Here is a 12,406-nt window from a genome sequence, read left to right on the forward strand (position 1 = left end):
GCTCAGGGATAAAAAGTTCCCGTGGCTCGCGAAAAAGAGATGTTATATTGTAACTATAACTTTCAAATCTTTTCGTCGTTTTGCCAAGGAATGTCCGATGTCCCTCTCTTCTCTGTGGCGCTTGACCCCGCTTGCCGCCGCCCTGCTGATCAGCTCCGAAGCCCACGCCCTGGAGTTGCAACCCCAAGTCATCACCGGCAACCCGCTGGGCAGCGAGCAACTCGCTTCACCGACCACCGTGCTGGAAGGCGATGACCTGACCCTGCAACAAAAAGGCAGCCTTGGCGAAACACTGAACAAGCAGCCGGGTGTGTCGTCTTCGTACTTTGGTCCAGGCGCCAGCCGGCCAATCATCCGTGGCCAGGACGGCGATCGTATTCGTATCTTGCGCAACGGCGTGGGCGCGCTGGACGCGTCGTCGCTGTCTTATGACCATGCGGTGCCGCTGGACCCGGTCAACGTCGAACGCATCGAGATCGTGCGCGGCCCCGCTGCATTGCTGTACGGCGGCAGCGCCATCGGTGGCGTGGTCAACACCTTCGACAACCGCATCCCCACCGAAGCCCTTGAAGGCATCCACGGCGCCGGTGAACTGCGTTATGGCGGCGCCGACACTACACGCAGCAGCGCGGGCAAACTCGAAGCCGGCAACGGCACGTTCGCCCTGCACCTGGACGCCAACGCACGGGAATTCAACGACCTGAAAATCCCCGGCCAGGCCCGCAGCCGCCATGCACCGGAAAGCGAAGACGGCCCCGGCAAAAACGGTCGCCTGGGCAACAGCGACGGACGTCAGGACGGTGGCGCGGTGGGCGGTTCCTACACGTGGGACGACGGTTACGCCGGGCTGTCCTACAGCAGCTACGACGCCAACTACGGCTCGCCAGCCGAACAGGACGTGCGCATCCGCATGAAGCAGGATCACTACGCCTTTGCGTCCGAGATCCGCAACCTGCAAGGCCCTTTTACCTCGGTGAAACTCGACGCGGGCTACACCGACTACGAGCACCGCGAAATCGAAGGCGGCGAAACCGGTACGATCTTCAAGAACAAAGGCTATGAAGCCCGCGTCGAAGCGCGTCACCAGCCCATCGGCCCGTTCGATGGCGTGGTCGGCGCCCAAGTGACCCGCAACGAGTTCTCGGCCCTGGGCGAAGAAGCCTTCGTACCGCAGACCGACACCAACGCCGGCGCGCTGTTTATCCTCGAAGAAATGCAGGCCACCGAGCGCCTCGCACTCAGCCTTGGCGGACGCCTGGAACACACCAGCGTCGAGCCGGATGCCAAGGGCAACGCGCGCTTTGCCGGCGCCGACAAAACCAACGATTTCACCGCCGGCAGCCTGTCCTCGGGTGCGGTGTATACGCTGACGCCGATCTGGTCCCTGGCGGCGACTCTGGGCTACACCGAACGTGCGCCGACCTTCTACGAGCTGTACGCCAATGGCGCCCACGTCGCCACCGGCACCTACGAACTGGGCGATGCCAACCTGAAGAAAGAAAAAGCCGTGTCCAGCGACCTGGCCCTGCGCTTTGACAATGGCACTCATAAGGGCAGCTTCGGTGTGTTCTACAGCCGCTTCTCCAACTACATCGGCTTGCTCGGCACGGGTCGTACGCTGAACGACGAAGGTGAAGAAGACGCGAATGGCATTCCTGAGTACGAATATTCCGGCGTGCGTGCACGTTTCGCCGGCTTTGAAGCTCAAGATCACATCAAGCTCGGCGAAGGCGCCTACGGCAAATTCGCCTTGGAGCTGTCGGGCGACTATACCCGCGCCACCAACCTCGACACCGGCGACGCCTTGCCGCGCATTGCGCCGCTGCGTTTGAACAGCGGATTACTGTGGGAACTCGACCGCTGGCAGGCACGCATCGACGTGGAACACGCTGCAGGCCAAGGCCGTGTGCCGGATAACGAAAGCGGCACCGACGGTTACACCACATTGGGCGCGAGCGCGGGGTATCACTTCAATGTCGGTGGCAGCCAGTGGTTGGCGTTTGTGAACGGTGACAACCTGACCAACCAGACTGTGCGTTATGCCAGCTCGATCCTGCGGGATATCGCACCGGCACCCGGTCGCAGTGTGCAGTTCGGCATCCGCACCACCTTCTGACGCACACCGCTAACCCCTTGTGAGAGGGGGCTTGCTCCCGATGGCAATCGGTCAGATAACCAACGGTGTCTGATCCACCGCCATCGGGAGCAAGCCTTCTCCCACACTTATTGTGCAGCGACGTTCTGTCACTGTTACCAAATCGGAAATGATGCATCTTGCGATTTGCGCTTTCTCTCGACGCGTCCGCGCTTTATCCTTGTCGGCAATAACCTGAAACGTTTCACTCCCCGGTCGACCCCATCTTGCTGAATATTCCCACACACCAAGACAGCGCTGTCTTACACCGACCTGCGCCTGGGTATAAATCGCGCGCCTGTGGATAACCCTCGCAATCCTCAGAAAAACCGAATTAACGCTGAACCAAGCCTGTGCCGAATCGTCATCTACAGTGAGTGAAGCACGGGGTTACACAATTATTCCAACGTCACGGAGAAACACACTATGAGCACTGATGGTGCTTCAAGCCCAAGCCGCCTGCTGCCCAGGTTGCTAGGCGTCTTGCTGCTGATCATGGGCCTGGCCCTGCTGGCCGGCGGTATTAAGCTGACGATGCTCGGCGGGTCGCTGTATTACCTGCTGGCCGGTATCGGCATCGCCCTCACCGGCGTCCTGCTGCTGGCTACCCGCCGCGCAGCGCTTGGCCTGTACGCGCTGGTGCTGTTCGCCAGTACCGTGTGGGCATTGTGGGAAGTCGGCCTGGACTGGTGGCAGTTGGTGCCACGTCTGGCACTGCTGTTCGCCCTCGGCATCGTCATGCTGCTCCCGTGGTTTCGCCGTCCGTTGCTGCGTGGCCAACCTGCCCCGCTGGGCACTGGCGCGCTGAGCGTGGCCGTGGTGTTGGCCGGTGCTGCCGCCCTTGCCAGCCAATTCACCAACCCCGGTGAGATCAAAGGCCAACTGGACCGCGACGCGGTGCCGGGCATGGCCAATGCTGCGCCGTCCCAGGCTGATGGCGATTGGAATTCCTACGGTCGTTCGGCCTTTGGTGATCGTTACTCGCCACTGGCGCAGATCACCCCGGAAAACGCCCACAAGCTGGTTCCGGCGTGGACGTACCGCACCGGCGACATCCCTGGCCCGAACGATCCAGGCGAGACCACCGCGGAAAACACCCCGCTGAAAGTCAACGGCATGCTCTACGTGTGCACGCCGCACAGCCAAGTGATTGCCCTAGACCCGGACACCGGCAAGGAAATCTGGCGCTTTGATCCGAAGATCAGCAGCCAAGGCGCTGAGAACTTCAAAGGTTGGGCGCACATGACCTGCCGTGGCGTGTCGTATCACGATGACGCCGTCTACGCTTCCGAGCAGAGCCCAACCGGCAGCGCCAGCCCGGCTGCTGCGCCGAATGCCTGCCCGAAACGCATCTTCGTGCCGACCGCCGACACCCGCCTGATCGCCCTGAACGCCGACACCGGCAAGATGTGCGAAGACTTCGGCGACAAAGGCCAGGTCGACCTGCGTGCCAACATCGGCAGCTTCGCCCCAGGTGGTTACTACTCCACTTCGCCACCGGCCGTGACCAAGAACCTGGTCGTGATCGGCGGTCACGTCACCGACAACGTTTCGGTCGACGAGCCAAGCGGCGTAATCCGCGCGTTCGACGTGCACACCGGCAAGCTGGTGTGGAACTGGGACAGCGGCAACCCGGACGACACCACCCCGTTGGCCGAGGGTAAGACTTACACCCGTAACTCGCCGAACATGTGGTCCATGTTCGCCGTGGATGAAAAACTCGGCATGCTTTACCTGCCGATGGGCAACCAGATGCCCGACCAATACGGCGGCGACCGTACCGACGATTCCGAAAAATACGCCGCTGGCCTGACCGCCCTGGACATCGACAGCGGCCATGTGAAGTGGACCTTCCAGTTCACTCACCATGACCTGTGGGACATGGACGTAGGCGGCCAGCCGTCGCTGATCGACATCAAGACCGAAGCCGGCGTGAAGCAGGCGGTCATGGCGTCGACCAAGCAAGGCAGCATCTACGTGCTGGATCGCGCAACCGGTCAGCCGGTCGTGCCGATCCATGAAGTGGCTGTTCCGCAGGGCGCAGTGGCGGGCGACCGTACCTCCCCTACCCAACCGAAGTCCGAACTGAACTTCATGCCGCCGCCGCTCAAAGAGCGCGACATGTGGGGCGTGACGCCGTTCGACCAACTGCTGTGCCGCATCGATTTCAAATCCATGCGCTACGACGGCCCGTTCACCCCGCCATCGCTGCAAGGCTCAATCGTTTACCCAGGTAACTTCGGTGTGTTCGACTGGGGTGGCATTTCCGTCGACCCAGTGCGCCAGATCGCCTTCGTGAACCCAAGCTACATGGCGTTCAAGTCCAAGCTGATCCCAGCTGCCGACATCGCCAAGCAAGGTCCACGCGTCAGCGAAACCGAAGGCGTGCAGCCGAACAAAGGCGCGCCGTACGGCGTGATCCTGGAAGCGATGCTGTCGCCAATGGGCCTGCCGTGCCAGGCACCGGCGTGGGGTTATGTGGCAGCGGTCGACCTGACCACCCACAAAACCATCTGGATGCACAAGAACGGCACCGTGCGCGACAGCTCGCCGGTTCCGATCCCACTGAGCATGGGCGTACCTAGCCTGGGCGGCACCTTCACCACCGCCGGTGGCGTGTCCTTCCTCAGCGGTACCCTCGACCAGTACCTGCGTGCGTATGACGTGAAAAACGGCAAGCAACTGTGGGAAGGCCGCTTGCCAGCGGGTGCGCAAACCACACCGATGACCTACACCGGCAAGGACGGCAAGCAATACGTGCTGGTCGTGGCGGGTGGTCATGGTTCCCTGGGTACCAAACAGGGTGACTACGTAATGGCGTTCAAACTGCCGGATTAAGCGTTACCGGCGGCAAAACAAAGGCGGCTACCCTCACAGGTAGCCGCCTTTTTCATAAACAACACAGATCAAAATGTGGGAGGGGGCTTGCCCCCGATGGCAGTGGATCAGCCAATGCTCATGTCACTAGCGCACTGCTATCGGGAGCAATCCCCCTCCCACGCTTGCCGCCGGCACTCATGAAACTAGTGCTCGATCACTTCACCGCGCATCACCGCCAACCGTGCAATCAACCGATTCTGCACCGGCACCGAGATCCCTTCGCTGTCCATCGCCTTGATCAAATCCTCCACCAACGCATTGAAGTCACTGCGGCTCACGTTCTGGCCCTTATGACTCTCGGCCATGCTGTCACCGGTGTAGGTGCACGGCCCGCCTGCTTCAACACAGAACTGTTCGATCAATTTGTTGCGCAGGCGCTGGATATCGACGCGCCGAAAGCGTTCGACGATGCGCTGATCCCGGGCAATGTTGAGCAGCATGCCTTCGACAATCCGCGTGATGCCGGGCATGGCGCCAAGGTCGCGGTACAGGCTGTCGTCCTTGGGCGGTTGCTGGGCGCAGGCGCTGAGCAGCAGCACCAGCGCAATCGGTAAAAGGCGCATTAGAAACTCCCCTGTACGGACAGGTAGGTGCCGTTCTGGTTATCCAACGTAGCGATTTCGCCGAGGCGCGCGTAGGCCAGCACAAACGACACATGCTTGTTGGGAAAGTAGCCGACAAACACGTCCGCCCAGTCGCTTTCACCAGCGAACGACAAGTTATCGGGCTTCTCGCGGTACTCCACGCCCACCGCCCAGCGCGGGTTGAACAGCAGGGCCACCGACCCTTCCTTGAGCAGGCTGCGACGGTCGCGGCGGTCGCCGCCGAAGCCAAGCAGGCCAGTTTCATTGGCGCGGCTGTAACGCAGGCTACCGTTGACCAGCACGTTGTAGCCAAACGCCGCGCCCATGAACAAACGGCTGGCGGCGAGGTAGCCCTCCACGTCGCTGTCACGCTTGGCGCCAACCAGGCTGGGGATGTCGAAGTTGGTCTGGTGTTTGTATTCCAGGCCCAGCGAAACCTGCGGCAAGCGGTCGTAAATCACGTCACCGAACAGGCGAAGCTTCACACCGAGCACATCCTGGCCAAGGTTGTCTTCCGGCAGATTCAGCTTGTGCACCAGGCTGCCGAGGTCAAAGCGCTGGCGGGCGAAAGAGACTTCGACGCGGTTGTCATAGGCCAACGCCAGCCCCGCCACATCCAGCCGATAGTCCGGCAGGTTGACGGTGGTGGCGAACGCCGTGGCGCCCCACTCGTGCTGTTCGCCATAGCCGGCCAGCACCGCCCACGGCGTGATGCCGCCGCCCGCCGTGCCCTCGATGCTGCTGGCACCGCCGGTGGCGATCAGGCGGCCGTTGTCGGCCAGGGTGGTTTGCACAGTCAGGGCGGCCAGGCAGCCGATCAGTAGAGAAAGACGCACGTCAGCCACTCAATGAACCAGGGAAGTTTGCGCACTAAGTGGCAACGCCACCCAGGCTTCGAAAGCGTCGGCGCTCAAAGGCCGACTGATCAGATAACCCTGGGCCGTGTCGCACTGCCAGCGCTCCAGCAGGCGCAGGCTATGGGCATATTCAACGCCCTCGGCAACCACTTTGAGGCCCAGGTTGTGGCTCATTTCGATGGTGGAACGCACGATCACCGCGTCCTCACTGGTTTCATCGAGGTTGCGCACAAAGGATTGGTCGATCTTCAACTCTTGCACCGGAAGACGCTTGAGGTGCGCGAGGGACGAATAGCCGGTGCCGAAGTCATCCACCGACAGACTGATGCCGCAATCACGCAGCAGGTGCAGGACTTTGAGGGCTTTTTCCGGCTCGCGCATCACTGCGCTTTCGGTGATTTCGAACACCAGTTGCTCAGCCGGCAAACCGTAGCGACGCAGCAACGCCGAGACGCGGTGGGCCAGTTCATCGCCGAGCAAATCGTCCGCCGAGATGTTCAACGACAACTGCAGGTACAGGCCACGGCGGTTCCACTCACACAGCTGACGAATGCCCTCTTCGATCACCCAGTGGGTCAGCAACTGAATACTGCCGGAGCGCTCGGCCAAGGGAATGAACTCCGCCGGCGAGACCATGCCGAACTGCGGATGCTGCCAGCGCAGCAAGGCTTCGGCCTGACGTACGTGGCCCTCACGAATGTCCAGCTTGGGCTGGTAATGCAGCAGCAATTGGCCTTGGTTGGGCGCGTGGCGCAGGTCGCGGATCAGCGTGATCTGGCGGCGGTGCGCGAGGTCACGGCCATGTTCATAGACCTGCAGGCGACCGGGCATTTGCGCGGCGTCTTTCATGGCGATGGCCGCGCGTTCAAGCAAGGTGTGCGGGCTTTCGCCATCGGCTGGGAATGCGGCGATGCCCAAACGGCAGTCCAGCGCCAGGTCATGGCCGTTGATGCGCTGGGGCCGCAGCAACAGTTGTTGGAGTTTGTCGGCCATGCCCACCGCCTCGTCGCTGCCTGCGCCTTCGAGCAATAGCAGGAACTCGTCGGCGATCAGATGCGCCAGGGTATCGCCGGGGCGCAGCACGGCTTCCAGGCGACGGCTGACGGCAAGCAGCAATTGGTCCACCGCATCCGTCCCGGCGGTTTCGCTGGCGACGCGCAAGTTGTCGATGCCCAGGTAGATCAACGCGACCGGCCGATTCAACGCAATGGCGCTGCCCAGACGCTCCATGGCCAGTGCCCGGTTCGGCAGGCCGGTGAGGCGATCATGCAAAGCATTGTGGGCCAGCTGCTGTTCGCGCTCGGCGATGCCGCTTTGCATGGAATTGACCGCATGGGCCAGTAACCCCAGTTCGTCACTGCGGGCCAGGGTCACGGGTGTTTGATAGTCGCCCTGGCCAATGCGCTCGGCCGCCAGGGCCAGCGCCTGCACTGGGCGCGACACGGTGCGCGCCAGCAGCAAGGCACCGATCAACGAAGCCAGCAACGCGACCAGTGCGATGGCGAGGATCTTCTCATCCAACGGCACAAAGGCTTGCATCGCCGCATCCAGCGGGCTTTGCAGCAACGCCAGGACTTTGCCGTTTTCATCGCTGGCCAATACCAACGACTGATTGAGGAAACGCTGCTCCAGGTGATCGGTGGTGGACACGCCACGGCGCGTGGAGTCGCCCTGCATCAATGCAAGGATGCTCCTGCGCAGCTCTTGGGGTTGGGTGGTGACTAACTCGCCAGGCTGGTCTTTTTCAATCGCCAGGAACGACACTTCCAGGTTGCTCAACGAGCGCAACTCATCGGCGAACGCACCGTCCATGCTGAAGCCCATCACCACCCGCGCAATCGGCAGCGGCGCCAGCACCGAGGCTTCCACCAACAGGTGCGGCTTGCCTTGCAGCGGCACAATCAACATGACCTGGCGATTGCGCCGGGCCTCGCGCAGTGACTGGTCATACTTGAAGGTCGAGCCTTCGGGCACTTCGCTGAGGGTACTGGCCAGGACTTTGCCGTCCATGCCCAGCAGGATCATGTCACTGGCGTTGATGCGCTTGCCGTGGTTGAGCAGCACCGAACGCATCGTCGCCGAGTCGCCACTGGCCACCGCATCACGAAAACCGAAGTCGGCCGCCAACAGTTGCACGCCGTCAGCGAGGCGCCGCCCGCGTACGTCCAGCAAGCGCTCGAAAACCCGCGCGCCCACATCCAACTGGGCCAGCGCCTGGCTGCGCACCGCTGAATTGGTGGCAGCCTTGACGCTGAAATACAGTGCGCCGATCACCACCAGCAACAGCAGGATCAGGACGCTGGCGACCCGCGCCTGGAAACTACTGCGCAGTTTCACGGGCGGCTCGATTGAAGGCATCGCCAAAGGCACTTGGCGTCGGCGGAAGATCCTCGGACGCCGGCTCCAGGGCCAGCACTACGTTGTGTCTCAGGCCAGCGGCAGGCACATGCAGGGTGCCGCCGTCCAAGGGCTGCATATCCGCCAACTGCGGGTGCCATAGGGTGGCGTGGTAATCACCGGGCGCCAGCTGCTCCAGGTGCACTTGGCCCTGGGCATCGCTGACAGCGAAGAGCGGGTCATCGGTGACGTAGATGTAACCGAGCATCCAATCATGGATATTGCAGCCCAGCACCACCACGCCGGGTTTGTCGAACAGCAGCGGCTCGGCGGGCGTGCCTTCGTACAGGCGCAGTTCGAAACGTTTGGCGGCGCTGAACGAATAGACCTGATGCCGGATGTTGTCGCTGTTGGGGAAGCGCACCTGAGTGCCGGTGTGTACCGCCAGCACATGGGGCGCAAAGCGCTGGCCGCGTTGGTCCATATTCGCCTTGAGCACGGCCGACGATGCGCCGGGCGGGCCTTGCAGGGTCACGACCGCATCCGCCACCGGGCTGCCATCGGCCCGCTTGAACACCAGGTCCAGCGTGGCCGCCGACGCAGAGCCGGCCAACATCAGCATCAGCGTCAGGGAGAGCAAGGGAGGAGTTCGGGCCATGGTCGATCCGCAAAAAATGGAAAATGAGCGGCCAGCCCTGGCACAGTGGGTTACGGTCATGATGCCGCAAACAAGGCACAATGCCATCATGCAATAGCGCTGGATACTTGACCGTTGGTCGGTAAATAACTGTGCAAACGGTCAAGCCTTGTAGAGCGTATCGGCCTGGGGCCTAAAAACTATAGACGCGGGCTTCAGACCGGCGCGCGCTCGCGGCGCATCCACATCTCGAACGCCATGGCATTGAGCGGCCGACTGATGAGGTAGCCCTGGGCCGTATCGCAGTTCCACTGTTTGAGGAGTTTGAGACTGGGCTCGAACTCCACCCCTTCGGCCACTACCTTGAGCCCCAGGTTGTGGCTCATTTCGATGGTGGAACGCACGATCACGCCGTCGCCCGTGGCGCTGTCGAGGTTGCGCACAAACGACTGGTCAATCTTCAATTCCTGCACCGGTAAGCGCTGCAATTGCGCCAGCGACGAATAGCCCGTGCCGAAGTCATCCACCGACAGGCTGATGCCACACCCACGCAATTGTTCCAGCACGCTGAGGGCCTGCTTCGGGTTGTGCATGATCGCGCTTTCGGTGATCTCAAAAATCAGTTGCTGGGCCTGCACGTCGTAGTGTTCCAGCAAGGTGGTCACACGAATCGCCAGGTCATCATCGGCCAGGTCGTCCACAGAAATATTCACCGACAACTGGATATGCAATCCGTGCTGCGCCCACTCGCCGATCTGACGAATAGCCTCTTCGATCACCCACTGGGTCAGGCCACCCATGCTGCCAGTGCGTTCAGCCAGGGGAATGAACTCGGCGGGCGATACCAGCCCCAGCGTCGGATGCTGCCAGCGCAGTAAGGCCTCGGCCTGGCGAACATGGCCATGCAGGAGGTCGAGCTTGGGCTGATAACACAGGTGCAACTCACCTTCGACGACCGCACGTCGCAGGTCGCGGATCAGGCTGATCTGGCGCTGGTGCGCAAGATCGCGGTCCTGCTGGTAGATCTGTAGATAACCGGGCAGCGTCGTTGCATCGTGACGCGCGATGGCCGCACGGCTGATCAACTCTTCCACATACTGGCCGTCGGCGGGGTACGCCGCGATGCCGATACTCACCTCGTGGCGCACTTCGTCATTGCCGAGGCGCTGGGGTTCGGTAAGCAGCGCGTAGAGGCGGTCGGCGCGGGCTACGGCGCGGTCAACCTCGGTATTTTCCAGCAACAACAGGAATTCGCTGCTGGTGATGCGCGCGGCGGTATCGCTGGCCAATAGGCTCATGGACAGACACCGGCTGGCCTCGCGCATCATTTCTTCGACGCCCTCGGGACCGAAGCCCTCGTTGATGACCCGGTAGTTTTCGATACCCAGGTACAGCAACACCACCGGCCGACGCGCACTGATCGCGCTGCCCAGGCGCTCCATCGCCAGCGCGCGGTTGGGCAACCCGGTGAGAGCGTCATGCAGGGCGTTATGGGCCAGTTGCCGTTCGCGCACGGCGATGCGGCTTTGCATGGCATTGAACGCACGGGCCAACAGGCCGAATTCATCGTGGCTGCGCACCCGCACCGGCGTGCGGTAATCCCCCGCGCCAATGCGCCCGGCCGCCTCCACCAACGCATTGAGCGGGCGCGACACCCGCCGCGCCAGGAACAACGCACCGGCCAACGAGACCACCAGCACGGCCAGGGCAATCCCGAGGAACTGCCGGTCCAGCGGCGCAAAAGATTCCAGCGCGTGATCCAACGGGCTTTGCAGCAATACGCGCACCTCGTTGCCGTCACCGGTGTTGGCCAGCGGCAACACTTGGCTGAGCACACGCTCACCGTAAAACGGATGGATCTGCGCCTCTGGGTTCAAAGGCGCATCGTGGAGCAGGCCGAGGGTGCCGGCCTGATAATCGACAGGCTGGGTACTGAACAACGGACCGGGCCTGCCGTCCTGCACGCTGAGAAACGACACCTCCAGGTTGCTCATGGAACGCAGTTCGTTGGCGAAGAGTTGGTCCATGGCAAAGCCCATGACGACGCGGGCGATAGGCAGGGGGTCGAGGACTTCATCCTGCACCAGCAAGTAAGGCCGCCCGTCCAAGGCGACAATCACCATTTGCAAGCCGTCACGCCGCGCATGGCGCAAGGCAGTGTCATAGGGAAAAAGCTGCCCGCGCGTGAGGATGGGCAACGTGCTGACCACGACCTTGCCATCCAGCCCCAGCACAAACACCTCGCTGGAACGGACGCCGGAGCCATGCCGACGCAGTGCAGCCAGAATCGACACCGTGTTGCCTTCGGCCACGGCTTGCTTGAACGGGCCGTCGACGGTGAGCCAATCGAGGCCGTATTGCAGGCGACGCCCGCGCAGGTCCAGCAGACGCTCGAACACCTGGGTTCCGGTTTTCAACTGGACTTGCGCCTGGTTCTCCACCGCGCGGGTGGTGGCGGCCTTGACGGCAAAATAGGTGGCGGCGACTACCACAAGCAGCAGCAGTGCCAGCACCCCGGCGATGCGAGTTTGGAACGTATGGCGCCACGTCATGGCGGTGCCCTCTGGCAGTGTTCGCCTCTCTCTGCCACTACGTCCTTTTGTCATGTGCATTCCTTGCGACAGCTGACCTGGCGTCAAAAAAATATCCATTTTCGTTGGATATTGGGTGTGAGGAGATTAGCTGGGAGTTGGGGGGTGTGCATTCAATAAACGTGGGGATTTAGGTGGCGGTTTATTGGCGACAGAGGGTTGGCTTGGGGGGCATATCCGTTATTTGGGTAACGGCGGGTATTGGTTCCGCCCTTACGGCGGGTCACTTTGGAAAAGCCCCAAAGTAACCAAAGGGCTCTTGCCCCAACACTCGGCACCTCGCCTAGGCTCGGTGTGCCCGCACTCCGGCTTGAATCCGTGGGCCGCCGCAATGGGCCATCCATGGCCCAGTGCGGCTAACCCGGCGTCCTGCCGGGTTACCCACG

At 62.0% G+C, this 12,406-nt stretch carries 7 protein-coding genes; 2 read left to right on the forward strand and 5 right to left on the reverse strand.

The window, feature by feature from the left end:
* Nucleotides 1-97 precede the first annotated feature (97 nt).
* Together ACKZ62_RS22985 and ACKZ62_RS22990 are read left to right on the forward strand one after the other, a co-directional pair.
* A complete protein-coding gene (locus ACKZ62_RS22985) occupies nucleotides 98-2,116 on the forward strand; it encodes a TonB-dependent receptor (protein WP_447095871.1) in 2,019 nt (672 codons plus the stop codon).
* 444 nt (nucleotides 2,117-2,560) lie between these two features.
* On the forward strand, nucleotides 2,561-4,972 hold the full coding sequence (locus ACKZ62_RS22990; RefSeq protein ID WP_032891870.1) for a glucose/quinate/shikimate family membrane-bound PQQ-dependent dehydrogenase: 2,412 nt from the start codon (nucleotides 2,561-2,563) through the stop codon (nucleotides 4,970-4,972).
* A 185-nt stretch (nucleotides 4,973-5,157) separates the two neighbouring features.
* On the opposite strand, the gene ACKZ62_RS22995 is transcribed toward ACKZ62_RS22990, so the two are convergent.
* The 5 genes from ACKZ62_RS22995 to ACKZ62_RS23015 all read right to left on the reverse strand — a co-directional run bounded on the left by ACKZ62_RS22995 (nucleotide 5,158) and on the right by ACKZ62_RS23015 (nucleotide 11,981).
* Entirely contained in the window at nucleotides 5,158-5,577 is a 420-nt protein-coding gene (locus tag ACKZ62_RS22995; RefSeq protein WP_032891871.1) for a group I truncated hemoglobin, read from the reverse strand.
* Nucleotides 5,577-6,434, reverse strand: a complete 858-nt coding sequence (locus ACKZ62_RS23000; protein ID WP_181642768.1) for a DUF3034 family protein — start codon at nucleotides 6,432-6,434, stop codon at nucleotides 5,577-5,579. Before ACKZ62_RS23000 ends, ACKZ62_RS22995 begins: the two co-directional genes overlap by 1 nt.
* A 9-nt stretch (nucleotides 6,435-6,443) precedes the next feature.
* A complete protein-coding gene (locus ACKZ62_RS23005) occupies nucleotides 6,444-8,792 on the reverse strand; it encodes a bifunctional diguanylate cyclase/phosphodiesterase (protein WP_032891872.1) in 2,349 nt (782 codons plus the stop codon).
* Nucleotides 8,776-9,450 carry a methylamine utilization protein gene (locus ACKZ62_RS23010; protein WP_032891873.1) on the reverse strand — a complete coding sequence of 225 codons (675 nt, stop codon included), beginning with the start codon at nucleotides 9,448-9,450 and terminating at the stop codon, nucleotides 8,776-8,778. The genes ACKZ62_RS23005 and ACKZ62_RS23010 overlap by 17 nt, the downstream gene beginning before the upstream one ends.
* Nucleotides 9,451-9,644: 194 nt before the next feature.
* Nucleotides 9,645-11,981, reverse strand: a complete 2,337-nt coding sequence (locus tag ACKZ62_RS23015) for a putative bifunctional diguanylate cyclase/phosphodiesterase (protein ID WP_447095872.1) — start codon at nucleotides 11,979-11,981, stop codon at nucleotides 9,645-9,647.
* Nucleotides 11,982-12,406 lie beyond the last annotated feature (425 nt).

The organism is Pseudomonas sivasensis (assembly GCF_052938085.1).